Annotated in this window: 20 protein-coding genes; 4 read left to right on the top strand and 16 right to left on the bottom strand. The window is 76.0% G+C overall.

Going from position 1 to position 23,616, the window contains the following annotated elements:
* Window positions 1-2 precede the first annotated feature (2 nt).
* The 5 genes from ACGFYY_RS05675 to ACGFYY_RS05655 are packed head-to-tail and all read right to left on the bottom strand — an operon-like array spanning window position 3 to window position 6,772.
* On the bottom strand, window positions 3-1,490 hold the full coding sequence (locus ACGFYY_RS05675; RefSeq protein WP_393707255.1) for an aldehyde dehydrogenase family protein: 1,488 nt from the start codon (window positions 1,488-1,490) through the stop codon (window positions 3-5).
* Entirely contained in the window at window positions 1,487-2,671 is a 1,185-nt protein-coding gene (locus ACGFYY_RS05670; RefSeq protein WP_393707254.1) for an FAD-dependent oxidoreductase, read from the bottom strand. The genes ACGFYY_RS05675 and ACGFYY_RS05670 overlap by 4 nt, the downstream gene beginning before the upstream one ends.
* Complete coding sequence (locus tag ACGFYY_RS05665) at window positions 2,668-4,167, bottom strand: aldehyde dehydrogenase family protein (protein ID WP_393707253.1); 1,500 nt, start codon at window positions 4,165-4,167, stop codon at window positions 2,668-2,670. Before ACGFYY_RS05665 ends, ACGFYY_RS05670 begins: the two co-directional genes overlap by 4 nt.
* Complete coding sequence (locus tag ACGFYY_RS05660; protein WP_393707252.1) at window positions 4,164-5,447, bottom strand: acyl-CoA dehydrogenase family protein; 1,284 nt, start codon at window positions 5,445-5,447, stop codon at window positions 4,164-4,166. The genes ACGFYY_RS05665 and ACGFYY_RS05660 overlap by 4 nt, the downstream gene beginning before the upstream one ends.
* Before the next feature lie 14 nt (window positions 5,448-5,461).
* On the bottom strand, window positions 5,462-6,772 hold the full coding sequence (locus ACGFYY_RS05655) for a flavin reductase (RefSeq protein WP_393707251.1): 1,311 nt from the start codon (window positions 6,770-6,772) through the stop codon (window positions 5,462-5,464).
* Window positions 6,773-6,966: 194 nt separating this feature from the next.
* Between ACGFYY_RS05655 and ACGFYY_RS05650 the strand changes: the two genes are divergently transcribed.
* Complete coding sequence (locus ACGFYY_RS05650; RefSeq protein ID WP_393707250.1) at window positions 6,967-7,755, top strand: IclR family transcriptional regulator; 789 nt, start codon at window positions 6,967-6,969, stop codon at window positions 7,753-7,755.
* A 72-nt stretch (window positions 7,756-7,827) separates the two neighbouring features.
* On the opposite strand, the gene ACGFYY_RS05645 is transcribed toward ACGFYY_RS05650, so the two are convergent.
* Both ACGFYY_RS05645 and ACGFYY_RS05640 read right to left on the bottom strand, forming a co-directional pair.
* Window positions 7,828-8,523, bottom strand: a complete 696-nt coding sequence (locus ACGFYY_RS05645) for a hypothetical protein (RefSeq protein ID WP_393707249.1) — start codon at window positions 8,521-8,523, stop codon at window positions 7,828-7,830.
* Window positions 8,524-8,525: 2 nt separating this feature from the next.
* On the bottom strand, window positions 8,526-9,503 hold the full coding sequence (locus ACGFYY_RS05640; protein WP_393707248.1) for a hydroxymethylglutaryl-CoA lyase: 978 nt from the start codon (window positions 9,501-9,503) through the stop codon (window positions 8,526-8,528).
* 64 nt (window positions 9,504-9,567) lie between these two features.
* Between ACGFYY_RS05640 and ACGFYY_RS05635 the strand changes: the two genes are divergently transcribed.
* Window positions 9,568-10,761: a CaiB/BaiF CoA transferase family protein gene (locus ACGFYY_RS05635; protein WP_393707247.1), complete on the top strand. Its 1,194-nt coding sequence runs from the start codon at window positions 9,568-9,570 to the stop codon at window positions 10,759-10,761.
* A gap of 1 nt (window position 10,762) precedes the next feature.
* Window positions 10,763-11,422, top strand: coding sequence for an isochorismatase family protein (locus ACGFYY_RS05630; protein ID WP_393707246.1), 660 nt, complete (start codon window positions 10,763-10,765; stop codon window positions 11,420-11,422).
* Window positions 11,423-11,521: 99 nt separating this feature from the next.
* On the opposite strand, the gene ACGFYY_RS05625 is transcribed toward ACGFYY_RS05630, so the two are convergent.
* From ACGFYY_RS05625 to ACGFYY_RS05600, 6 genes are all read right to left on the bottom strand, one after another.
* On the bottom strand, window positions 11,522-12,181 hold the full coding sequence (locus ACGFYY_RS05625) for a neocarzinostatin apoprotein domain-containing protein (RefSeq protein WP_393707245.1): 660 nt from the start codon (window positions 12,179-12,181) through the stop codon (window positions 11,522-11,524).
* Window positions 12,178-12,846, bottom strand: coding sequence for a neocarzinostatin apoprotein domain-containing protein (locus ACGFYY_RS05620; protein ID WP_393707244.1), 669 nt, complete (start codon window positions 12,844-12,846; stop codon window positions 12,178-12,180). The genes ACGFYY_RS05625 and ACGFYY_RS05620 overlap by 4 nt, the downstream gene beginning before the upstream one ends.
* Complete coding sequence (locus tag ACGFYY_RS05615) at window positions 12,843-13,184, bottom strand: hypothetical protein (RefSeq protein ID WP_393707243.1); 342 nt, start codon at window positions 13,182-13,184, stop codon at window positions 12,843-12,845. Before ACGFYY_RS05615 ends, ACGFYY_RS05620 begins: the two co-directional genes overlap by 4 nt.
* A gap of 1,731 nt (window positions 13,185-14,915) precedes the next feature.
* On the bottom strand, window positions 14,916-15,989 hold the full coding sequence (locus tag ACGFYY_RS05610) for a hypothetical protein (protein WP_393707242.1): 1,074 nt from the start codon (window positions 15,987-15,989) through the stop codon (window positions 14,916-14,918).
* A complete protein-coding gene (locus tag ACGFYY_RS05605) occupies window positions 15,986-17,008 on the bottom strand; it encodes a WxL protein peptidoglycan domain-containing protein (protein WP_393707241.1) in 1,023 nt (340 codons plus the stop codon). The genes ACGFYY_RS05610 and ACGFYY_RS05605 overlap by 4 nt, the downstream gene beginning before the upstream one ends.
* Before the next feature lie 79 nt (window positions 17,009-17,087).
* On the bottom strand, window positions 17,088-18,698 hold the full coding sequence (locus ACGFYY_RS05600) for a hypothetical protein (protein WP_393707240.1): 1,611 nt from the start codon (window positions 18,696-18,698) through the stop codon (window positions 17,088-17,090).
* A gap of 362 nt (window positions 18,699-19,060) precedes the next feature.
* Between ACGFYY_RS05600 and ACGFYY_RS05595 the strand changes: the two genes are divergently transcribed.
* Window positions 19,061-19,969, top strand: a complete 909-nt coding sequence (locus tag ACGFYY_RS05595; RefSeq protein WP_393707239.1) for an HpcH/HpaI aldolase/citrate lyase family protein — start codon at window positions 19,061-19,063, stop codon at window positions 19,967-19,969.
* 30 nt (window positions 19,970-19,999) lie between these two features.
* Here ACGFYY_RS05595 and ACGFYY_RS05590 read toward each other — a convergent pair whose 3' ends face one another.
* Genes ACGFYY_RS05590 through ACGFYY_RS05580 form a run of 3 tightly spaced genes read right to left on the bottom strand, consistent with a single transcriptional unit; the run spans window position 20,000 to window position 23,613 of the window.
* Window positions 20,000-21,472 (bottom strand): MmgE/PrpD family protein, encoded by a 1,473-nt coding sequence (locus tag ACGFYY_RS05590; protein ID WP_393707238.1) that lies wholly within the window; start codon window positions 21,470-21,472, stop codon window positions 20,000-20,002.
* Window positions 21,469-22,326, bottom strand: coding sequence for a cyclase family protein (locus ACGFYY_RS05585; protein WP_393707237.1), 858 nt, complete (start codon window positions 22,324-22,326; stop codon window positions 21,469-21,471). Before ACGFYY_RS05585 ends, ACGFYY_RS05590 begins: the two co-directional genes overlap by 4 nt.
* A gap of 57 nt (window positions 22,327-22,383) precedes the next feature.
* Window positions 22,384-23,613 (bottom strand): CaiB/BaiF CoA transferase family protein, encoded by a 1,230-nt coding sequence (locus ACGFYY_RS05580; RefSeq protein WP_393707236.1) that lies wholly within the window; start codon window positions 23,611-23,613, stop codon window positions 22,384-22,386.
* Window positions 23,614-23,616: the final 3 nt, after the last annotated feature.

Below are 23,616 nucleotides of genomic sequence, written 5' to 3'. Positions count from 1 at the left end.
CCTCAGGCCGCGGGACCCCCGGGGACCGGGCCGGCCGGGTAGGCCCCCGGCGCCATGCCCGCACCCCCGGCCCGGAAGGTGCCGGGCGCGTGGGTGAGCACCGGCTGGACGTACTCCAGCAGCCCCTCGGCCCCGTACTCCCGGCCGTGCCCGCTGCGCTTGACCCCGCCGAAGGCGGCCCGCAGCGCCATCCCCGTCCGGTTGTGGGTGTTGACGAAGCGGAAGCCCGCGTCCAGCCGGGCCGCCAGGGCGAAGGCCCGCTGCTCGTCGGCGCTCCACACCGACGCCGCCAGACCGTACGGCCCGGCGTTGACCCGTTCCACGAGGTCGTCCTCGTCCTCGTAGCCCAGGAGGGGAAGCGCCGGCCCGAACTGCTCCTCGCACACCAGAGGCGCGTCCTCCCGCAGCCCCAGCAGCAGTACGGGCCGTACGAAGTGCCCGGCGTCCCGGTCCGTCCCCGGCCGTACGGTGCCCAGCTCGACGGCGGTGCCGCCGCGCGCCCGGGCGTCGGCGACCAGCGCGCGGATCCGGTCCGCGGCCTCCGCCGAGATCACCGGCCCCACGGTGGTACCGGGGTCCAGCGGGTTCCCGAGCCGCAGCACCCGCGCGGCCGCCGCCGCGTACCGTTCGGCGAAGGTCTCCAGCTGGGCCCGCGGCACGTAGAGCCGTTTGGCGGCCATGCACACCTGCCCGGCCGTCGCGAAACTCGCCAGCACCAGCCGGTCCAGGTCCGCCTCCGTCAGGGCGGCGTCGTCCAGCAGCACGGCCGCGTCGTTGCCGCCGAGTTCCATCGTGGTCGGCGTCAGCGCCTCCGCGGCGGCCGCTCCGATGGCCCGCCCGGCCACCGCCCCGCCGGTGAACGACAGCTTCCCCACCCCGGGATGGCCCGCCAGGCGCAGCGCGGTCTGCGCGTGCCCGTGGCACACCCGCACCACGTCCGGCGGGAGTTGACGGGCTGCCCCCGCCAAGAACGCCGAGACGGCCAGCGGCGCCAGCGGCGACGGTTTGACGACCACTGCGTTGCCCGCGGCCAGCGCGGGGGCCAGTTTGACGGCGGTCAGGATCACCGGCGCGTTCCACGGGGTCAGCGCGGCGACCACTCCGTACGGCCGTAGCCGCCGCTCCAGCCGGCCCGCCGCGTCGTCCACCGTGTGCTGCGACAGCAGCGGGGGAGCGTGCTCGGCGTACCAGCGCAGCACCGCGCAGGCGTAGCCGATCTCGCCCCGGCAGTCGGCGAGCGGCTTGCCCGACTCCCGCGCCAGCAGCACCGAGAGGTCCTGCGCGGCGTCCTCCAGACCGGCGGCGATCCGCAGCAGCGCCGCCGCCCGGTCCGCCTCCGGGGTGCGGGCCCAGCCGGGTGCCGCGGCGGCCGCGGCCGCCACGGCGGCGTCCACCTCCGCATCCGTGTGGGCCCGTACGCTCCCCACCGGCCGGGCCGTGCGGGCCGGATTCTCCACCGTGATCGCGGCGGCCTCCGGCGGCGGCGTCACCGCGACCACCTGCCCCCGCGCAGCGAGTCGATCATCGAGCTGCGCAGGAGGGAGCGCCGCGCCGCCACCGGATCCGCGGCCGTCGCCCGCAACTCCGCCAGCAGCGCTGCCCGCTGCGCCGGGTCCCGGGCGCGCAGCCGCTCCCAGTTGGCGTGCGTGTCGGCCCCCACGTAGCGCAGCGCGCAGGCGCGGCGCTCCTCGGTGCGGTCCGTCAGGTCCTCGTCGGTCCCCTCCCCTGTGAGGAGGTCCGCCAGTGCGCCGCCCATCAGCACGGCGTCGTGGATGCCGCTGTTCATGCCCATGCCGCCCAGCGGGTTGTTGACGTGCGCGGCGTCCCCGCACAGCAGCACCCGGCCGCTGCGGAAGGTGCCGGCGACCCGCTGGTGGACGCGGTACAGGCTGGCGTGGGCCAGGGCCGGCCCGTCCGCGCGCGCCGTCACCTCGCGCAGCCGGCCAGGCAGCCGGGCCAGCTCGCTCCCGTCGGAGGTCCTGTCCGGGGTGGGCAGCAGCACCCGCCAGTGGTCGGGGGTGCGCAGCAGCACCATCCACTCGTCCGGGTCCAGGACGTAGGCGATGGGCGCCAGGTCCGGCAGGACGGCCCGGGGGTCCTCGTCGAGCGAGGCGACCAGGAACCGCTCCGGGTAGGTCATCCCGTGGAACTCGGCCCCCACGGCGCGTCGTACGGCGGAATGCGCCCCGTCCGCGCCGACCAGCCAGGCGCCGGGTACCCGGCTTCCGTCGGCCAGGACCGCGTGGACGCCCCGCGAGGTCCGCTCCACGCCGGCCACGGGCGCATCGAAGCGGACCTCGGTGCGCGGCAGGCGGCCGAGGGCGTCCAGGAGCAGCGGCGTCAGCTTGTTCTGCTCGCACTGGAGCCGGTACGGGTACGGGGTGTCCCCGGCCAGCAGCGACAGGTCCATGGTGGCGACGGGCCCGGTGCACCGGTCGCGGAACTGGAAGGAGTCCGCGACCAGGCCGCGCGCCAGCAGCGCGTCCACGATGCCCAGCCCGGCCAGCATCTCCAGGGTGGGCGGGTGGAAGGTGGAGGCGCGGGACTCCGCCGCCAGGTCCGCCCCGGCCTCCAGCACGGTCACGGGCACGCCGCGGCGGGCCAGTACCAGCGCTGCGGTCAGGCCCACCGGACCCGCCCCGGCCACGAGGACCGGCTCGGCCGCGTTCACCGGGCCGCCTCCAGGCCCGTGACCCGGGCGCCGGTGAAGTGCAGCAGCGTCTCGGCGCTGCCCTCGTCGACCAGGCCGGAGGCACCCCAGGCCGGGCGGGGCGTGTCCAGGTGGAGGCTCATCACCGAGGAGCCGTTCACCTTCACCTCCCCGGCCGCGACGCGGGCGGCCACGCGCAGTCCGTCGTCCGGATCCGCGGCGCACACGTACCCCTCCAGGCCGTAGCCGGTGGAGTTGGCCAGGTACAGGGCCTCCTCCTCGTGTTCGTAGGTGTGGACGGCGGCCACCGGGCCGAACAGCTCCCGGCGGGTGGCCTCCTCGGGTGCCCCGGTGATCAGGCGCGGGGCGAAGTGGCTGCCGCGCGCCGGTACCGCAGTCCACGCGTGGGCCTCGGCCCCGGCCGAGGTCAGCTCGCGCACGGCCTCCGTGAGGGCGGCGTGGTGGCGGGAGTGCGCGAGCGGGCCAAAGCCGGTGCCGGGGGCCAGCGGGGCGCCCGCCCGCAGCGCGGCCAGTTCACGGCCGGTGGCGTCAAGGACCTCCTGCGCCAGGCCGGCGGGCAGGATCAGCCGGCCCAGCGCCCGGCACCACTGGCCGTTCAGCGTCGTCAGCAGCTCGGCCGCCATCCGGCCAGCGGTCTCCGGGTTGGCGCCGGGCAGCACGAGCAGCGGGTTGTTGCCGCCCAGTTCGAGCTGGACCGGTTTGAGGGCCTGCCCGCACACGGCGCCGATCCTGCGGCCGGTCTCCGTCCCGCCGGTGAAGGAGACCACGCGGATCCGCTCGTCGGCCACCAGCCGGGCCCCGGTCGCGGCGTCCCCGTGCACCAGTTGCAGGGCGGCCGCCGGCGCCCCCGCCCTCGCCAGCCCCCGGGCGGCGGCCTCCACCAGCAACTGCGTTCCGTACGGGACCAGTTCCGGCGCCTTGACGATGACCGGGCAGCCCGCGGCGAGCGCACTGGCCGCCTTGTGGGCGGCCATCGGCGCCGGGGCGTTGTAGGGCACCACGCACAGGGCGGGCCCGAGCGCCGCGCGGCGCACCAGCACCGGGTGGCCGCCGTGGCCGGTGACCGTGCGCCGTAGCAGCCCGGAGCGCAGCTGGGCCGCTGCGATGTGGAAGGCACCGGAGAGGATGACGCCGAGGCCGGAGGTCTGGCCGAGCGGCACCCCGGTGGCGAAGGCCTCCGCCGTCACGATGCGCTGCGCGGCCGCTTCGACCGCGCCGGCCGCGCTCTCCAGGGCGCGGGCGCGGTCCTCGTCCGGCAGGCCGCACCAGGCCCCCGAGGCGTGCAGCGCGGCCGCCGCGGCCAGCGCCCGGCCGACCCGCTCGGGGGAGCTGGCGAGGGCCGGGCGGACCGGCTCGCCGGTGTCCGGATCCTCCAGGTCGAACCCGAGGGGCACCGTGCAGGACTCCCACGCGCCGTCGACGAGGTCGGCCGTACCGGGCAGCCCGGCGGGCGGGTGGGGGGGAAAGGCCGCGGGGGCTTCGGGCGGCGGGGTCACCGGCTTTCCCCCAGCGTCGCGAACAGGGCGTTCTCCTGCGCCTCGGTGGCGATCTTCGCGGCCTCCAGGCGGCCCCGCTCGGCGGGGAACGTCATCACCAGCCCCATCGCCAGGTCGCGCAGGGTCCGGCCGATAACGCCGTCCAGCCGCGCCTCGGAGGTCCCGGACGCCTTGAGCGCGCCCAGGGCGACGGCGAAGCAGGCCTCGGTGACCGCGCCCTTGCCCAGCCGCCACTGGCTGAACACCTCCGGCTTGGGCCGCAGCGGCGGCTCGGAGGTCTCCAGTTCGAGCTGGCGCCGCAGCCACTGGTAGGCGGTCTCCAGGTTCTGCGTCATGTCCCCGATGAGGACCTGGTGCATGGGCGAGGAGGCGATCGGCCGGCCGGTGTCGGCGAACGTCTTGCGGGTCAGCAGCTCCAGCGTGTAGTCGTACGCGGCCTGCGCGGCTCCTGTGTAGACGGCGGCGATGGCGAGCTGGTTGCCGACGAAGCTGCCGCGGCTGACCTGGAGCATGCGCGTGAACGCGCCCGGTACGGCCAGCGCGTCCCGTTCGGCGACGAAGACCTCGTCGAGCCGGATGCCGTGGTTGGCGCTGCCGCGCATCCCGAGCCCGTTCCAGGGCGGGCGGGAGGCCACACCGGGGGCGTCGCGCGGTACGAGGAACATGGCCAGGCCCTCGGCGGTGTCGGTCTTCTCCAGCCGGGCGGTGACGAGGTAGACGTCGGCGACTCCGGTCGCGCAGCCGAAGGACTTCTCCCCGGAGAGCACCCAGCCGCCATCGGCGCGCGAGGCGGTGGTGGCGATGGAGATGTTCGCGGCGGAGCTCTTGGCCGCCTCGCTGGCGAAGTTGGCCAGCCACGACCCGGCCGCCATCGTGGTCAGCACCCGTTCGGCGAAAGCGGTGACCACCGGGATCTCCTCCGGTGTGAACAGGCCGGCCCGGACGGCCTCCAGGGGCAGCAGGCCGCGCGAGGCGCTGGTGTTGTGGAAGAAGAAGGCGAGCGCCGTGGAGGGGCAGGCCGTGCCCATGGCGTAGGTGGCCGCCGCGAGGTCGCGCAGACCGCCGCCCAGGCCTCCGTACTCCTCGGGCACGACGAGTCCGAGCAGTCCCGCCTCCCGCAGCAGCCGGGTGTGGCCCGTCGGGAAGGAGGCCTGCGCGTCGGCGTCGGCGGCCGCCTCCCGCAGGGCGGGCAGAACGGATTCGACGCGCTCGGCGCGGCCCCGTTCGGCCGGCGTCATACGGTCGAGGAGGTGCGCGCTCGTGAGCTGGAGCGTGGTCATCAGCGGTATCTCCTTTACTGGGATTCCGGGGCGCGGGAGGCGGTGGCCGGCGTGGGGGAGCAGGGGGCGGGAGCGGCGGGCGGCTGGGTGCGCAGGCCATACGCCTCGGCGCGCAGGTCCCGCAGGGCGGCGCGGTCCAGGGGGGCGGCGACGCCCATGCGGGAGCAGAGCAGGACGAGCCGCTCGGTGGCCAGCACGCCGCCGTGGCCGTTGAGGGCGGTCTCGAAGCAGCGGACACCGCTCTTCATGCCGGTCAGGGCGTTGACCAGGCCGAGGCCGTGGTGGTCGCGCAGGGCGAGGCGCAGCGGCACGGCCCCGGCCTCGGGGACCGCGTCCTGGAGCAGCCGGCGTATTGCCAGCGGCGAGGCGCCGTCCGCGTCGTCGAGTCCTTCCGCGGGCTCCTCCAGCACGATCTCCCCGCAGCCGGCGGCGGTCAGCCGCTGCACGGTCAGCAGGCAGGCCCGGGCCAGGCCCGGGCGCAGGGCGTCGCGTATCCGGGCCACCAGGAGGATGTCCGAGTGTCCGGCGCCGCGCACCGCGCGGACCGTGGCCGCGGCCTTCGTGCCGTCGCCGTCAGGCGCGACGGTGAACTCGACGGCCGGGAAGCCGGCCGCGGCCGCGGCGACGGCGGCCGCGCCGTCGGGGACGTGGACCGACGAGCAGCCCAGGCCGTCGGCCCCGGCTCCGCGCCGGCCCCCGCCCCCGCCTGAGGGAGGCGCCATGCGCACGCGCACACCGGCCAGCCGCAGGGCGCGGGCCAGCGGCGCGGTGTGCGGCGCCGCCGCTGCCGCACCGGCGATGCCGGTGTCGGCCAGGTCCACACGGTCGGGGAGCGGATCGGCCAACTGCCCCCAGGAGCGGGAGTGGAAGAGCAGCGGGGAGGTGAGGCGCGGAACTCCCGCGGCGACCACCTCGCCCAGGAAGATGGTGTGGTCCCCGCCGGGATACCGGTGCAGGACCCGGCAGTCCACCCAGGCGGCCGAGTCCGTCAGGACGGGACTGCCCGTGGCCCCCGGAAGCCAATCGCCCGCGGCGAAGCGGTCGGTGACGCCGGCCTCCATGCCCGCGAACCGGCGCCCCAGGGCGAGGTGGTCGCGGCCCAGGACGTTGACGGCGAAGACACCGTTGCGTATGAGCAGATCGTGGGAGCGGATGGCCCGGTCCAGGCAGACCAGGACGAGAGGTGGTGCCAGGCTGACGCTGCTGAACGAACTCGCCGTCATGCCGTGCCACCCGTCCGCGCCGGCCGTGGTGACGATCCCCACGCCGCTGGGCCACCGGGACAGCACCTGACGGAAGGTCGTTTCATCGATGACGGTGGTCATCGCACCCCCGCTGGTCGTTGTTTCCTCTAGTGAAACGCTGTATCCATGAGCGTAACGACGGGTCCGTTGTGGTGTCAACGAACGGACGCACGTGAACCCACTGTTTCCCATGGGGAAATCGACGTTATGCTGTCGGCACGTCGGGGAGAACGGCTGCCGCCACAACCCCGAGACCATCGCGCAGAAGGACAGCCGTGACCGAGGAGACGAGCAGCAGCCGGTCCGTCGCCGCCGTCGAGCGGGCCATGGACGTACTGTTGATGTTCGGCCGCAGCGGCCGCCCCGATCTCGGCGTCACCGAGATCGCCCAGGAACTGGGCATCACCAAGGCCGCCGTTCACCGCATCCTGACGGCCCTGCGCAACCGCGACCTGATCATCGCGGACCCCTTGACCCGCCGCTACGCCCTCGGCCCCGCCGCCATCTCGCTCGGCCGCGCCTACCTGGCCCGCACCGACCTGCGGGTGCTCGCCGCCCCCGAGCTGCGCCGGCTCGCCGCCCAGTGCGGCGAGACCGCCACCCTCTCCATCCGCCGCGGCGACACCCGGCTCTACGTCGACCAGGCCGTCCCCGAGCAGGAACTGCGCATGGAGGTGGCCCTCGGGATCCCGCTGCCCCTGCACGCGGGCAGCTCCTCCAAGGCGTTCCTCGCCTTCCTGCCCGACGCCGAGATCGACACCTATCTCGAACGCCACGCCCTGGACGCCATCACCGACCGGACCATCACGGACCCCGAGCGCATGCGCAAGGAACTGTCGGCCATCAGGCGCCGCGGCTACGCCATGTCCGTCGGCGAGCGCCAGAGCGGCTCCGCCTCCCTCGCCGCGCCGGTCTTCGGGTACGACGGGCACGTCATCGCCGTGGTGAGCCTGGCCGGCCCCCAGACTCGCTTCAAGCCGCGCCTGGCCGAGTGCGCCCCGCTGCTGATGGCCAGTACGGAACGCCTCTCGGCGGAATTCGGCTACCGGCCCGGGGTCGGCTGACCCGGGTTCGAAGGCCGGCCGTCCCGGGCTCGGAGGCCGGCCGCCCCGGCTCGAAAGGCGCCGGCCTCCGGCTCAGAGGTCGGCGCCGGGCTTGAACACCCCGAGCGCCGCCGCGGCGAGGACGCAGGTCCAGATGCCCACCACGTACGGGACGCAGCCGTCGACCGCCCGCCGCAGCGCCCGCTCGACGCCCGGGCTGCTCCCCGAGCCCGCCAGCGCGCCGAACGCGGCCCCGAAGGGGCGCAGCGTCAGCCGGATCCCGAGCCCGCAGGCGATCGCCGTCGCATAGAGCAGCACCTTGCCGCCCAGCCAGCGCGGATCGGTGTCCACCCCGAACGGCTCCGAGGCCAGCAGGGTGTAGAGGCCCACGCCCCACAGCGCGGCCGTCAGCGCCACCCGCAGCGTCCAGTCCGCCCGGCGTGTCCAGGGGTGGCGGCCGGGGTGGTGGTGCTCGCGGACGGTCAGCCACAGCCAGAGCGCCGCGAACAGCCAGGTCGCCCCGGCGGACCAGCCGTTCAGCAGGTGCTCCGCCCCGTGCGGCTCCAGCGCCATGAGCGTGATGCCGCTCGGCAGGATCAGCACCAGGCAGATCTTCGGCCCGAGGTCCAGCATGCTCATGATCGACAGGGCCGTCGAGCGGGCGGCGAACGGCAGGTCCGGTTTCAGGACGTACCGGCTGGAGACGTAGACGCCGAGGTCGCCGCCCAGCCAGAAGACGAACAGCAGCAGGTGGAGCAGGATCCACGCGCCGTGCGGATGTGCCCCCACCGCTATCCCTCCGCCCGCTGCGCGGAAGCCGTCCCGACCGCGGGAAAGGGTCCCGCCCGGCCCAGCAGGGCCGGTACCTCGATGCCGAGCACGCCGCCCAGCCACGCCCCGGCCGCGGCGGCCGACTCCAGGTCGATTCCCGGCTCCAGCCCCATCCGGCGCAGCAGGTAGACCAGGTCCTCGGTGGCGATGTTGCCGGTGGCGGCCGGGGCGAAGGGGCAGCCGCCGATGCCGCCGAGGGAGGAGTCCAGCCACGCCGCGCCGGCCGCCGCCGAGGCGACCGCGTTCGCGTAGCCGGTGTTGCGCGTGTTGTGGAAGTGGCAGCGCAGGACCACCCCGGGCGCCTGCTCCCGTACCGCCGCCAGCAGCCGGGTGACCGCGTCGGGCGCGCCCACGCCGATGGTGTCGGCCAGCACGATCTCCTCGGCGCCCGACTCCGCCCCGATCCGGGCGAGTTCGGCCACCGCCGCCTCCGGGATCTCCCCCTCGAAGGGGCAGCCGAACGCCGCCGCGATGGTCAGCGAGCGCCCGATCCCCTCCGCGTGGGCCCGGGCGGAGATCGCCTCCCATGCGGCCAGCGCCTCGCGGGTGCCCACGCCCTGGTTGCGGCGGGAGAACGAATCGCTGGCCACCACCACGTAGTTGACCTCGTCCACGCCGCTCGCGCTCGCCCGCTCCATACCGCGCGCGTTGAGCACCAGGCCGCTGTAGCGCACGCCGCCCCCGCGCTTGACCAGCCCCATCACCTCCTCCGCCCCCGCCATCTGCGGCACCCGGCCGGGGTGGACGAACGCCACCGCCTCCACCCGCCGCGCGCCGGCGGCCACGGCCCGCTCGATCAGGTCCGCGCGCTGCGCCGGCGACAGGGCGCGCGCCTCGTTCTGCAACCCGTCGCGCGGGGCCACTTCCACCACGCCGGGACCGCTGGGCCGTCCGGCCGCGACGGAACCGTCCAGGGAGTCGTCCAGGGAATCGTCCATGCGCCGCATTCTGCCCCGTCGATTCCTCTAGCGAAACAGTGTTTCCCAAATCTACACTCGCGGCATGAGTGGACCCCTCTCCGACATCCGTGTCATCGAGACCGGCACCCTGCTTGCCGGTCCCTTCTGCGGCCAACTCCTCGGCGACCACGGCGCCGAGGTCATCAAGCTCGAAGACCCCGGACGCGGCGACCCCATGCGCCAATGGGGACGTGAACGCCCCTACGGAAAGTCCCTGTGGTGGCCCGTCGTCGCCCGCAACAAGAAGTCCGTCACGTGCAACCTGCGCCACGCCGAGGGCCAGGAACTGGTCCGCCGCCTCGTCGCCCGCGCCGACGTCCTCGTCGAGAACTTCCGCCCCGGCACCCTGGAGCGCTGGGGCCTCGGCTACGAGGAGCTGCGCGCCGTCAACCCCGGCCTCGTCATGGTCCGCGTCACCGGCTACGGACAGAACGGCCCCTACGCGCCGCGCGCCGGCTTCGGCTCCATCGGCGAGGCCATGGGCGGCATCCGCCACATCACCGGCGAACCCGACCGCCCCCCGTCCCGTACCGGTATCTCCCTGGGCGATGCCCTCGCCGGCACCATGGCCGCCTACGGCGCCGTCATGGCCCTGCACGCCCGGACCCGCACTGGCACCGGCCAGATCGTCGACTCCGCCCTCTACGAAGCCGTCCTCGCCTACATGGAATCGCTGCTGCCCGAATGGGAAGTGGGCGGCTACCAGCGCGAACGCACCGGCCCCGTGCTGCCCAACGTCGCGCCCAGCAACGTCTACCCGACCGCCGACGGCGCCGCCGTCCTCATCGCCGCCAACCAGGACACCGTCTTCCGCCGCCTCACCGAGGTCATGGACCGCACCGACCTCGCCGACGACCCCAAGTACGCCACGCACACCGCTCGCGGCGCCCACCAGGGCGAACTCGACGACCTCATCACCACCTGGACCGCCGGCCACGACGCGCACACCCTGCTCGGCGCCCTGCACGCCGCCGGCGTCCCGGCCGGCAAGACCTTCACCGCCGCCGACATGCTCACCGACCCGCACTTCGCCGCCCGCGACGCCATCGTCCGCCTCCCGCACCCCGACTTCGGCGAGATCCCCATGCAGAACGTCGTCCCCAAACTCTCCGCCACCCCCGGCGCCGTTCGCTGGGCCGGCCCCGAACTCGGAGCGCACAACGACGACATCTACGGCGACCTCCTCGGCCTCACCCCGGAGGAGCGCGGGAAACTCACCGCGGACGGAGTGATCTGACATGGCCGACGCGCCCCTGGCCGATGACTACGAGGCCGCCGGGTTCGGCCGCCGTATCGGCTGGGGCGAACACCCCGCCGTCCTCCTCGTCGACCCCGTACAGGCGTATGCCGCCCCCGACAGCCGCCTCCACCTCACCACGGCCGAGGCGGCCCTGCACGCCATGGCCCGACTCGCCCGCGCCGCCAGACGCTCCCAGTTCCCCGTCCTGTTCACCGCCGTCCACTACGACGCCGAACCGAGCGCCGACGCCCCCCACTTCGCCCGCAAGGTGCCCGGCCTCGACGCCTTCCGCGCGGGCAGCCCGCACGCCGCCTTCACCCCGTTCTGCGCCCCGGAACCGGGCGAGATCGTCATCCACAAGCACTACCCGAGCGCCTTCTTCCAGACGCGGCTTCGCGACGTCCTGACCGTCCTCGGCGTGGACACCGTCGTCATCGGCGGCTTCTCCACCAGCGGTTGCGTCCGGGCCACGACCCTGGACGCGCTCCAGTACGGGCTGCGCCCCATCGTCGTCCGCGACGCCGTCGCCGACCGGGACGCCGGCCCCCACGAGGGCAACCTCTTCGACCTCGACTCCAAGTACGCCGACGTCGTCGACCTCGCCACCGCCTGCCGGCGCCTCGGCGAGCCGCTGCACCCCCGCCCCGAGCAGGCCTGACGGCCGTCCCCGCCGCTGAGCCGGCGGCCGGGCCGGAAGCGGCTGATCGAACGCCGCCCGGCCCCACCGCCGGCCCGCCCCGAGCCGCGCCGCCGCTGTTCAGCTCCTACGGCCGCGCCGCAGCAGCACCAGCGTGCAGCCGCCGAGCAGGAACAGGGTGCCGCCCAGCAGGGCGGCCACCGGGAGGCCGTCGGTGGTACCGGTCTGCGGCAGCGATCCCGCGCTGCTCCCGCCGCCGGACGCGGCCGCGCCTCCGCCGCTGGTGGCCGGGGCCTGGGTCGGAGCCGGGCTCGAGGGCGGAGGGCTGCTCGCGCCGGGGCCGCCCGCGCCCACTGTCAGCGGCACCTCCACCAGCTCCTTCGTCGCGGAGATCGACACGGCGATGACGCAGTTCCCCGCCTTGGCCGCGCAGTCCGCCCCGCCCGCCTGGGCCTTGACGGTGATCTGGGCGGTGGTCGCGCCGTTCGCCGCGGTGTGCCACACCCCCGAGGCATCGGTCTTCCCGATGACCGCGGCGTCGGGCGAGGTCTCGCAGTCCGCCGGGCCGGCCGGCTTCGGCTTGCACAGCCCGATCGGGACGAAGCCCTGATCGGGGCTCAGCCCCTTCGCGGACACCGTCACCTTGTCGCCGACCGCGAGTCCGGTCGACTTGCTGACGGTCAGGGTCCCGGCGGCGGCGGCCGGCCCGGCCGCCACCGCCGCCAGGACCGATGCCGCGGCGAGCGCGCCCGCGCAGCGGCTTCTTCGAAGCGATGTCATGGGTTTCCTCCAGAGTCAGAAGGGGACAGCGGGGGTTCAGGGTGCTCCGCCTGCGGGCGGCTCCGGACGAGCGAGTGGGCGCCGATCAGGAGACCGGCGCAGGCCACGCCGAGGGACAGCGCCCACATCGGCGTGGACGGCCCGCTCCAGTCGTCGCCGTGTACGGCCCCCGGGGCGGCAGCGCCGACCGGACCGGCCCGGCCGGTACCGGACGCCTCGCCGGGGACCGTTCCGCCCTCGAAACCGACGGCGACCTCAACGCTGTTGGCGGCGATCAGTGCGGGCGGGGTTCCGGAGGGCAGGGGTGCGACACCGATCACGCACGGTGCCGTACGGCAGTCGATGCCCGCGAAGCGCCCGTGCACGGTGAGGGTGACCCGGGGGAGCACACCGTCGGGGCCGATGGTGACCAGGCGGGCGCCGCCGCCCAGGTCGCAGTCCTTGTTGCCGGTGTAGCCCATCTTGCACAGGCCGACCGCGACGGACGTCAGGCCGGCGCTGAAGCCGGTGCCGTCGACGGTGATCTCCTGGCCCTCCGTCAGGCCGGCTGCGGCCGAGACCCGGACGGTAGCCCCGCCCGCGGCCGGGCTCACCCCGGTGAGGGTGAACAGCGCGGCCGCCGCGAGGGCCGCCCGGCCGGTCCGGTTCTTCCTGGAGGTTTTCACGGCTTGGCCTTTCCGGTCCGTCGCAGGAGAGCTGCCCGGGAGCCGCCGGGCGCGGGAAGCACGAGGGGGCGCGGCCCGGGCACGGCCTGCCCCGCGGGGACCGCGACGAGCACGGCCGTGCCCCGGTCGGCGATGTGGCGCAGGACGGCCGTGACGGCGGGATCGGCCGCGAGCGGCCCGCAGCCGGGCCCGGTCAGGTCCAGCAGGAGCAGCGCCGGCTGCGCGATGAGCGTCTGGGCCAGCCCGAGGACGCACCGCTCCTCGGGGCTGAGCCGCGCGCAGACGTCCGCGCCCTTGGCCCCGAGGAACGGGAAGGCCTCGAGGGCGCCCGCCGTCAACTCGGCCGCCCGCCGGGGGCCCAGGTGCGCGGTGGGGGGGGCGGCCCCCGCCCCCCCCCCCCCCCCCCGCGCCCCCCCCCCCCCGGCGCCCCCCCCCCCCCGGCGGGCGGGGGGGGGGGGGGGCGCCCCGCGCGCCGCCCCCGGGGGGGGGCCGGGGGGGGGGGGGCCGCCCCCGCCCCCCCCCCCCCGCGCCCGGGGGGGGGGGGGGGGGGGGGGGGGGGGCGCCCCCCCCCCCCCCCCCCCCCCACGCCACCGGATGCCCCCGAGGCAGTGCGCCCGACCGGGCCGTGTCCGCAGGGTCGACGAGGGCCGACATCCGCAGGTCCCACCGGCCCCGCTCACCGACGCGGGACACGTCGTGGCCACGCAGCCGCCAGGTCCCCGCATCGGCCCGCCGCAGCCCGCCGAGGACGGCCAGGACAGCCCCCGCCCGGCGGCCGGGCAGCGTGTCGGTCAGATACGCGATCTCACCGGCCGCCACCGTGATCCCGAACCGCCGCACGGCCGGCGCCCCGGGCTCCCGCACGCCGAACCCCCGCACGTCCAGCAGAGCGGTCCCGACGCCGTCAGAGGCACTGCCGACACCACCGCCCGCACCGGCCGCACCGGCGGAGCCAACGGCGTCGGCGGCGGTGGGGTGGGGATCCGGGGCCGGGGCGTGTCCGCGGAGTACCAGCGCGGCGGACGCCACCAGGGCGGGGGCCAGGCCCACCCCGGTCAGGGTGTCCGGGCCGTCCAGCAGGTGGCCGGACAGGGCGACCGCGGTCATGGCGGCCGCTCCACCCAGGAGTGCGGCCACCGCATAGCCGGAGGCCCGCGGCCCGGGCGACTCGGGCGACTCGGGGCGTACCGCCGCCGCGGCCCCGCACGTGAGAGCGGCCGCCAGCGCCAGCGTGAGCTGCCAGGGCCGGGCGGCGCTCGCGCACGCCGCCACGGCTGCCGTGAGCCCGGCCGCGAACAGCGCCCCGCGCGCACCGGTGCCTGCCCCCGCCCGGCGCCCGCCGGCCACGGCGAGCCCGCAGGTCGACGCCGCCGCCAGCAGGGCCGCGTAGGCGAACGGCCGGGCGCCCGCGCCGCCCAGGAGCTCCCAGCGGAAGACGACCAGACTCTGTTCGGCGAACACCGCGCCGAACACCGCCGCGCCCACGGCGCCCGCCGTCCACCGCGACCAGGCGGCGTGCCCCCCGCGCCCGTCGTCCGGCTCGGCCCGTGCGCAGGCCGGCAGCAGCAACACCGCGGCGAGCCCGCACCCGAGCGCGCACGCGACCTGGGGGCGCTGCGCGAGCAGCACCGTCGCGCCGCCGGCCGCGGCCGCCCCCGCGAGGCACGCCGCGTGCCAGGAGTGCTCCGGCCGGTAGAGGACGAGCGAGCCGCCCGCGAGGGCTGCCGCCACGGCCAGCAAGAGCGCGAACACCATGGCCGAGCCGAACAGCGGCGCCAGCAAGGGGGCGGCGCCGGCCAGCACGCACACCGCCACCGCCCGCCGCGCCGCTGCCGCCCGCCCCGGGCCCCGGCTCCGCCGCCACTGCCACCGCCACCGCAGTACCGCTCCGACGGCCCCGGCGAGCAGCAGGCCCGTCAGCAGCAGGTAGCGGACGGCCTCCCCGGGCATCCCGACGGGCCCGCCCAGCAGCGGGGCCGAGGTGAGGTACACCCCGCCGGCCAGCCCGACGGCCGCGCCCGCGCCAAGGTCCGAGCGTTGACGAATCAGAACGGGGCCGAGGGAGGCCATCACCGCTCCTTCTCCAGAGGTGCCGTCCGCAGGGCGTCGGCCAGTGCGCGCAGTCCGACCGCGTCCACGAGCGCCGCCTCGCCCGCCAGCGCCCGGACCACCGCACGGGTACTGACCAGTTCGGGCCGAGCCCGGTCCGCCGCCCCGGCGGACAGGACGCCGGCCAGCCGGTCCGCCGCGACGAAGGCGGGCAGTTCCGCCACGGTCGCCGGCGCCCGCCCCGCCCACCGCTCACGGCGCCGCTCGGTGCCCCGGCGCGCGGCCACCGAGACCGTGAAGACGGTCAGGAGGACCGAGAGGAAGGCGACCCCCAACAGCCCCCACGGGTAAAGGTCGGTGGTGACGGCGAACTCGGCCGACGCGTACCTCCCGCCCACCGAGTAGCGGCCGAACGCCGCCGCCGGCAGCCGTACGGGGATCCGGTACGTCCGCTCCGCCCGCGCGGGCAGCTCCGCCGTCTCCGGCTCGCCCACCGGAAGGTCGGCGCTTGCCCCCGGCCCCCACGTCACGAGCAGCGGCGCCCGCCCCAGCGGCCGGTCCCCCGGGTTGCGCAGGGTCACCGTCAGGGTCCGGTGCGCGGGGGCGCCGAACAGCTCGGCGAACCGCGGCCCGCCGGACAGGCTTGCCGCGACCACGTCGACCCGTACGGCCGGTGCGGGGGCAGGAGCCGCCGGTGCGTCGGCCGCCCCGGCGACGGCGAGGGGGGTCTGGGCCCTGGCCCCGCCCTGCACGGCCACTGCCCGCAGGACGCAGGGACAGGCGGCTGGCGGCGTACCCGCGATGAGCGTCAGGCGGAAGGTGCCGTCCACGGCGACCAGGGCGACCGCGGCGCGCAGCGTGTCGCAGTCGGCGCTGCCGCGCAGCGCCCCGCCCCCGCAGATCTCGACCTGGACGGTCGTGCCCGGCTGCCAGCCCGCGCCAACGGCCTTGACCGGCCGGCCGGGGGTGGCCCGGGCGTCGTCCACGGTGACGTCCGGCCCGGCCGAGGCGACAGCCGGGCCGGCACCGGCCGTGAGGGACAGCGCCGCCGCGGCCGACAGCAGCAGGGCGGCGAAAGCCTGGCGGAGCGTCATGATGCGCTCCCCACACGGTAGTTAGCACCGGACCGGTTCCGGCGGAGCCGGCCCAGCGCGACCGCGAGGACAGCGAGCAGCGCGGCCCCGACTCCCAGCGTGGGCCAGGACACGGCGACCCGGCTGATCTGCGCGGTGGTCGCGGGCAGGCCGGGCGCGGTGACGCGCACGGACGCGGTGAGGTGGTCCACGCCGGGGGCGTCCGGCCAGTCGGCGCTGATGTCGGCGCTCTGCCCAGGGAGCAGCAGGGGGAGCGTGCGGTCGGCGAAGGCGCTGTGCCGCAGCCCGAACAACCCGCTGACGCGCGGCGAGACGGTGGGCCGCAGGGCGGCGTTGCCGGTGTTGACCACCGTGTACGTGAGGGTCACGCGGGCGCCGGCGAAGGGCGCACCCCCCGGGCGGTGGTGCACGCGCACCGAGCGGACGGCGAGCCCCGGGGTCACCGGCCCCTCCACGGTGAGCTGGATCCGGACCGCGATGGCCCGTTGGACACCCACGTCGACCCCGGCGGCTTCGCCCGCCTGCTCGACGGCGTTGTTGAGGGCGACGATCCCGCCGACGTGGCTGCCGGGGGTGGCGTCGGCGGGCACGTTCAGCGTGAAGGGGATGTCGGCGGCCCGGCCCGGCGGGATGACCAGGGCGTTCGTGGCCAGGGAGAGCCAGCCGCCCAGCCCGGTCTGCGCCTCGCCGGCCTGCCGGTAGGCGAGCGCGCCGTCGCGCGGGGTGTTGTAGGCGTCCGAGCCGTAGACCTGGAAGGAGAGCGGCGCGTCGGACAGGTTGCTGACCCGGACCGCGTCCTTGACGACCGCGCCGGGCGCGGAGTCCATGACGAAGGCGGCCCGGTCGGCGGTCCCGGCCGGCCTCACCGACCAGGAACCGACGCCGTCGGTGCCGGTCCGGGCGGCCCCGGCCGCCGGCGGTGCCCCGGCGAGCAGGGCGGTCATCAGGACGGCGAGCAGCGCGGCCGCTACGGCGCGGGCTGTTCCGGGAGCCCGCCCGGGCGGGCGGTCACTGCGCACAGGTGTCATGGTTCCGCTCTTGCCGGTGCCCGGCGGCGGGCCCAGGGGCTCGCCGCCGGCACGCTGCCGTGAGGAGGGGTCAGGACAGGGTCAGCCGCAGGACGGCCGCGTACTCGCCGCCCTGGACGATCTCCGGGACGCGCAGGTTCAGCGCCGCGCCCGCGTCGAAGTGGCCGCCCGTGACGGAGGCCGGGTCGGCACTCGCGGCCTGGGTGCACAGCGCGGCCGCGGTGGTCTGGCTGAGCGGCCCGGAACTGCCGGGGACGACGGCGGAGGCCGCGGCCGACCCCGGGTGGACCGCGCACCGCGGGGTCCAGGACAGCCGGTTCGCGGGGATCGCGGCTCCGGCGGCGTTCCGGAAGTCGGTGACCGTGCCGACCAGCGACCAGCCCTCAGTGGTGCCGCGGAAGTCCTTGACCTCCAGGGCGCGCAGGCTGCCGGTGGAGTCGTGCGCGGTGCCGTCCACGGTGACGGGGGAGAGGACCACTTCGCCCGGCTCGGCCGACATGGTGAGCGCGCCGCCGCTGACGAGCACCTTCAGCGTCTGGTCGGAGCCGCCGCCGTTGGCGCTGCCCGACCACGGGGTCTCGGCGGTGTCCCCGCCGTCCTTCTCCCTCGCCACGATCCTCACGGTCCCCACGGCCGGGACGAGCGTCGCGGAGAAGTTGCCCCGGGCGTCGACGGGCGCGGTGAGGCCCGCTCCGCCGACCGGGTTGCCGTCCTTGTCGAGGGTGGTGACGCTGACCTCGTCGCCGGGGTCGAAACTGGCGCCGCTGACGGTGGCGCTCGTACCCGGCCCGCCGCCCCCGGGCGTGACCTGGAGCGTACGGGCGCCCAGGACCCCGAGGACCAGGGAGACGGAGGCCGACCCCTGGGTGATCTTCAGGCGGTGCGGCCCGGGGGCGGCGCCCGCGCCGACCGTCACCGTACCGGCCAGCTTCCCGTCGGCGCCGACGCGCAGGTCGGGTGTGAGGTCGGAGCCGGAACAGCCCGTGCCGGCCAGGGAACACAGCTCGACCGCGCCGATCGGGGCGCCGGCCTGCCAGCCCGTTCCGGCCAGGGTCAGGACGTCGCCCGGGCGGGCCCCGGTGGTGTTCGAGGCCGGGCGGCCCGAGATGCCGGTGACGGCCGCGGTGGTGCTGCCGGCCGCCGGGGTGACGGTCATGGTGTGCAGGGCCGGGGCCGCGCCCTGGAGGGTGCAGCTGAGGGACAGTCCGTAATTCGGGATGTCCAGGGTCAGCTGGTCCGGAGTCAGCGTCACCGTGCCGGGCTGCGCCACGGTGAGCCTGCCGGTCAGGTCGGGGATAGGGATCTCGCCCTTGGCGGGGACGGGCGGGTTCGAGGCCGGAGCGGTGAGCGTGAGCGGCGCCTGTCCGGAGACGAGGATCTTCGCCGAGGGGACGACGCTGGCCGCGGGCAGCGCGACGGGGCCGTTGGCGGGGCCCTTGCTGGCGAGGCTGAGCTTGACGTCCACGCTCTCGCCGGCGGCCGCGGTGGCGGGGGCGGTGAGGGTGGCGGTGGTGGTGAAGACCGAGTGGGAGGAGCTGAAGACGCAGTCGTAGGTCACGGAGCCGCTGCCGGCGTGGGCGGGCGATCCGGCGAGGACCAGCGAGCCGGCCGCTGCCACCACCAGGGCGGCGAGCGAGGCACTACCCCTGGTCCGGGCGGATCTGGTGGGTCGTGGGTGCATGAGCGTGGGTTCCTCTCGAAGGGAGCCATGAGTTTCCCTATACGGAACTTTGTTTCTCTTAGTCCCCCATACAGCCTGCCGTGCGCTCGAGGTGTCAAGGGTCCGGACACCCGCCCGGGTAAAAGCTGCGTTTCCGAGACGTGCATCCGGCGTGAAACGGTGGATGCCCCAGCGAAACGCACCCATTGACCGGCGCGGTCCGCGCTCCTAGGGTGGGGCGGCCGCCCAACACTCCTCCCCGACACGCGCGTAGCCTCCGCGTACGGTCCCCGCACCCAGCGCCGTGTCCACCGCGAAGCCGTGCCACCGCGAAGCCGTGTCCAGCAAGAAGCTGTGTCCACCACGAATCGGAGTGCCGCGCTATGACCGCCGACCGGACCGCCCCCGTGCCCCGCTCCTACCTCTACGTCCCGGGCGACCGCCCCGAGATGCTCGCCAAGGCGACCGCCCGGGGCGCCGACGCCCTGATCGTCGACCTCGAGGACGCCGTCCCCGCCTCGGGCAAGGACCGGGCCCGGTCGCTCGTACGCGCCTGGCTGGTCGAGGCGGCCGCAGCCGGGGCGGCCGCACCCGGGCGAACGCCGGAGATCTGGATCCGCGTCAACCCGGGGGAGCGGGGGTGCGCGGAGAGCGCCCTGCTCGCCGGGCCCGCGGTCACCGGCTTCTGCCTCGCCAAATGCTCCGGCGTCGACGGCATCGCCGCCCAGGACGCCGTCCTGACCGCTGCCGAGGAACGCCTCGGGCTCGCCCCCGGCGCCGTCGCCCTCGCGCCGCTGCTGGAGACCGCCTCGGCCGTGCTCGACGTACGGCCGATCGCGCAGGCATCGCGTGTACGGCATCTGCACCTCGGCGAGGCCGACCTGTGCGCCGAGTTGGGCATCGCGGCACCGGAGGCACTCGACGGGCCGGGCGGCGCGGCCCTCGCCGCCATTCGTACCCACGTCCTCCTCGCCTCCGCCGCCGCCGGGCTGCTGGCGCCGGTCGGCCCGGTCAGCACCGACTTCACCGACCTCGACGCGCTCGCCCGCGGCACCCGTGCCCTGCGCGGGCTCGGCTACCGCTCGCGGGCCTGCGTCCACCCCCGCCAACTCGCCACGGTGAACGCCGTCTTCACCCCCGGCCCGGAGGAGGTCGCCGCCGCCCAGGCGCTGCTGGACCGCTTCGCCGAGGCCACGAGGGACGGCTCCGGCGTCATCACCGGCCCCGACGGCCGCATGGTGGACGAGGCCGTCGTACGCGCCGCCCGCCGGGTGCTCTCCACCCGCCGCTGACCGGCCGGGCCCCCGAAGCCACCAGACCCGTCACCCGATCCGCGTCAGCGCCAGCAGCGCCCCGACCGCCCCGCGCGGCGCCGCCCGCAGCGCCCGTACCGCCTCGATCAGACCGGCCGTACGGAGCGCGCCCAGTACGGGCTCCGCGTTCAGCCGGAACTTCCCCGCCAACTGCTCCCGCGACAGCGGCGTACCGGGCCCGCCCAGCGACCCGGCCACCCGCTCCCGCAGCACCTGCCCGCCGCGCGTGCGGACCCGCAGCACCGCGCTGAATGCGTGCGGGAACTCCGCGTCGCACTGCTCGTCGGCCACCACCTCCACCCGCTGCGCCAGCGCGAGCCGGCGCGGCTCGGTGAACGCCGCCGGCGAGAAGTCCGCGTGCCCCAGCCCCGGCCCGGCTGTGTCACCCGCCTCCGACATCAGCGCCGCAGCGACGGTGTACGGGCCGGAGAACTTGGCGTGGTACGGCGTACGGGGGCGCACCTTGTCGGCGTGCGGCTCGCCGATCGTGCGCCGGGGCGCGGCGGCCACCCCGAGCTGCGCGCTCAGCACGTCCTCGGCCCGCAGCCCCGCCCGGCGCAGGGCCAGCGCGCAGTCGATCCCGGGGTGGGTGAAGTGGTTGGACGGGTACGGCTTGAACACGGTCCGCGCGTACTGCCAGTTCCCGGCCGCGCCCATCTCCTCCAGGCCGGCCAGCAGCGGCCCCGCCGTCCACCGCTCGTCCAGGAACGCCGTCAGGAAGCCGAAGCGCCCTTCGAGCGCGGTGGGCGGCCCGGTGACCCCGCCCGCCGCGAACTGGGCGGCGCACACCCCGGAGTGGGCGGCCCACCCGCAGTGCAGCCGTTTGACGCTGCCGCCTGTCCGGTTCGCCTCGATCACCCCGGCGCCCATCGAGCAGGCGATGCCGATGGCGTGCGCCAGCTCGGCCGGGCTCAGCCCGTACAGCAGGCCCGCGGCGACGGCTGCGCCGACGGTCCCGCAGATCGACGTGGCGTGCAGGCCCTTCTCGAAGAACACCGAGTTGCGCAGCTGCGGGTCGTACGAGGCCATCCCGAGGCGGCAGCACACCTCACCGCCCGCCGCGAGCGCGGCCAGGAGCGCGGCCCCGTCGGCCCCGGTGGCCTCGGCGGCGGCGAGCGCCGCGGGCAGCACGGCGGCCGTGGGGTGCAGGACGGACGGCAGGTGGGTGTCGTCGAAGTCGAGGGCGTGCGCCAGGGTGCCGTTGACGAGGGCGGCTCGGTCGGCCGGCAGCCGCACCCCGCTGCCCAGGGCGGTGGCCTCCCCGGCCCCGCCGGAGGCGCGCGCCAGGGCCAGCGCCACCGACTGGGGTGAGGCGCCCGCGGCCTCCCCAGTGTGGGGCCCGAGCGCCCCCAGGCTGTTGCCGAGGCAGTCCAGCGTCCGCGCGGCCGCGTCCGCCGCGATCTCCCGCGGGATCCCGTCGGCCCGGCAGGCCGCCGCGAAGGCCGCCAGCCGCGCCGCGTACCCCTCGCCGTCCCCGCTCATGCCCGGCCCTGCGCGTCGTGGTCGAACAGGACGGCGAGTGGGCGTACGGGGGAGCCGGTGGCGCCGACCACCGGCAGCGGCGCCAGCACCAGCAGGAAGTCGGCCCGCCGCCGGCGCGCGGCGGCCTCGGCGAGCCCGGTGAGCCGCATCGTCTCGACGATGTGGATGCCCGCCTCCACCAGCAGCTGTCGGTGCACGGGCAGTTCGGCGTGTCCGCGCCCCGCCGGGATGTGCTCATAGGCGATAGTCTCGCCGCCGGTCACCCGCACCCCCCGCTCTGCGATCCAGGCCCCGGCGGCGGGCCCGGGGCCAGGTGCCCCGCCCTCCTGGCCGGTGAAGACCCCCGGGTCCGCCCAGTGCCGGGACCACCCCGTCCCCAGCAGCAGCGCCTCGCCCGGCCCGACGTCCACGCCGGCCGCGTCCCGAGCCTTCTCCAGGTCGGCGACGGTGATCTCGTACCCGGCGGGCAGGACCCAGACGCCGTGCGCGGCCGCGACGTCCAGCAGGACCGCCCGGCCCACGTACGGGGGGAACTCCTCGATGCCGTGCCGGGAAAAGCCCTCGTGGCTCTGGACCGAGCCGGCCGGGACGTCCCCGTGCAGCAGCCCGGCCTGCGAGACGTGGGCGAGGGCGTCGACGTGCGTTCCGACGTGGCCCCCGGTGACGATGAGTTCGTTGGCCGCGGATCCGCCGTCGGCGCGTACGTGGTCGCCGTGGCGGCGCTCCAGCAGCATCCGGAAGGGCGGGTGGTTGGGCGACTGCGGCATGCCGCGGCGCATCGGCTGGGCGAGGTCGAGCACCCGAGCGCCGGCCAGAGGCACCGGGCCGCCGCGGTACCCGTGGACGCTGTTCATGGAACCTCCAGGAGGAAGGCGGCCACGCGGCCGGAGGGGATGGTGTGGTCGGACGGGTCAGATGGTGCGGTCCGCGGCGAGTCCGTCCAGCTCGCGCCGCGACAGGCCGAGCCGCTCGGAGAGGACGGCGCGCGTGTCGTGGCCGTGCGCACGTCCGGTCCAGCGGATGGCTCCGGGCGTGGCCGACAGCCGGAACAGGACGTTCTGCATCCGGAGCGGTCCCAGCACCGGATCCTCCACCGTCGTCAGCGAGTCCAGAGCCCGGTACTGCGGGTCCTGGAAGATGTCCGCGATTCCGTACACCGGGGAGACGGCGGCTTCTGCCTCCTCGAAGGCGGCGATCACCTCGTCCCGGTCGCGGGCCGCGATCCACGACCCGACGTGGGCGTCGAGCAGGTCCGCGTGCGCGGCGCGGCCTGCGCCCCCGGCGAACCAGGGCTCGGCGGTCACCTCCGGGTGCCCGACCAGCTTCATGACCCGCTCGGCCACGGACTGCGCCGAGGTGCTGACGGCCACCCAGGCTCCGTCCCGTGTGGGGTAGATGTTGCGCGGCGCGTTGTTCACCGACCGGTTGCCCGTGCGCGGCGGCACGGTCCCGAGCTGGTCGTAGGCGGTGGGCTGCGGGCCCAGCAGGGTCAGCAGCGGTTCGATGATCGCGAGGTCGACGACCTGGCCCGGCCCGCCGTGCATGTCGCGGTGGTACAGGGCGGTCTGTACGGCCGAGGCGGCGACCAGCGCGGCCACCCCGTCGGCCAGCCCGAAGGGCGGCAGCGTCGGCGGGCCGTCCGGCTCGCCGGTCAGCGCCGCGAAGCCGCTCATGGACTCGGCGAGGGTGCCGAAGCCGGGCCTGCGGGCGTAGGGGCCGTACTGGCCGAAGCCGGTCACCCGGGCGATGACCAGCCGCGGGTTGGCGCGGTGCAGCTCCTCGGGGCCCAGCCCCCAGCGCTCCAGGGTCCCCGGCCGGAAGTTCTCGATCAGCACGTCCGCCTGCCCGGCGAGCCGGAGCAGCAGCTCGGCGCCGGCGGGACGGCTCAGGTCGAGGGTGACGGTGTGCTTGTTGCGGCCCAGCATCTTCCACCACAGCCCCTCGCCGTCCTTGGACGGGCCGTGGGTGCGGGCCGGGTCGGGGCGGGTGGGGTGCTCCACCTTGACGACGTCGGCGCCGAAGTCGCCGAGGACCGTCGCGGCGAGCGGCCCCGCGAACAGGGTGGCGCAGTCCAGCACGGTGACGCCGCGCAGCGGAGCCGCGGCGGCGGGCGGGGCCGTGGGCGGAAGAGGGGTCTCCATCAG

The organism is Streptomyces sp. NPDC048331 (assembly GCF_043201215.1).
Taxonomy (GTDB): Bacteria; Actinomycetota; Actinomycetes; order Streptomycetales; family Streptomycetaceae; genus Streptomyces.
This window is presented reverse-complemented; position numbering and strand designations above follow the sequence as displayed.

Bases quoted from the DNA above. Each gene is read 5' to 3' on its own strand.
- ACGFYY_RS05640 (WP_393707248.1), bottom strand. From the start codon at position 9,503: ATGGACGATTCCCTGGACGACTCCCTGGACGGTTCCGTCGCGGCCGGA.
- ACGFYY_RS05580 (WP_393707236.1), bottom strand. From the start codon at position 23,613: ATGGAGACCCCTCTTCCGCCCACGGCCCCGCCCGCCGCCGCGGCTCCG.
- ACGFYY_RS05660 (WP_393707252.1), bottom strand. From the start codon at position 5,447: ATGACCACGCTCCAGCTCACGAGCGCGCACCTCCTCGACCGTATGACG.
- ACGFYY_RS05655 (WP_393707251.1), bottom strand. From the start codon at position 6,772: ATGACCACCGTCATCGATGAAACGACCTTCCGTCAGGTGCTGTCCCGG.
- ACGFYY_RS05610 (WP_393707242.1), bottom strand. From the start codon at position 15,989: ATGACGCTCCGCCAGGCTTTCGCCGCCCTGCTGCTGTCGGCCGCGGCG.
- ACGFYY_RS05635 (WP_393707247.1), top strand. From the start codon at position 9,568: ATGAGTGGACCCCTCTCCGACATCCGTGTCATCGAGACCGGCACCCTG.
- ACGFYY_RS05585 (WP_393707237.1), bottom strand. From the start codon at position 22,326: ATGAACAGCGTCCACGGGTACCGCGGCGGCCCGGTGCCTCTGGCCGGC.
- ACGFYY_RS05590 (WP_393707238.1), bottom strand. From the start codon at position 21,472: ATGAGCGGGGACGGCGAGGGGTACGCGGCGCGGCTGGCGGCCTTCGCG.
- ACGFYY_RS05595 (WP_393707239.1), top strand. From the start codon at position 19,061: ATGACCGCCGACCGGACCGCCCCCGTGCCCCGCTCCTACCTCTACGTC.
- ACGFYY_RS05600 (WP_393707240.1), bottom strand. From the start codon at position 18,698: ATGCACCCACGACCCACCAGATCCGCCCGGACCAGGGGTAGTGCCTCG.
- ACGFYY_RS05630 (WP_393707246.1), top strand. From the start codon at position 10,763: ATGGCCGACGCGCCCCTGGCCGATGACTACGAGGCCGCCGGGTTCGGC.
- ACGFYY_RS05625 (WP_393707245.1), bottom strand. From the start codon at position 12,181: ATGACATCGCTTCGAAGAAGCCGCTGCGCGGGCGCGCTCGCCGCGGCA.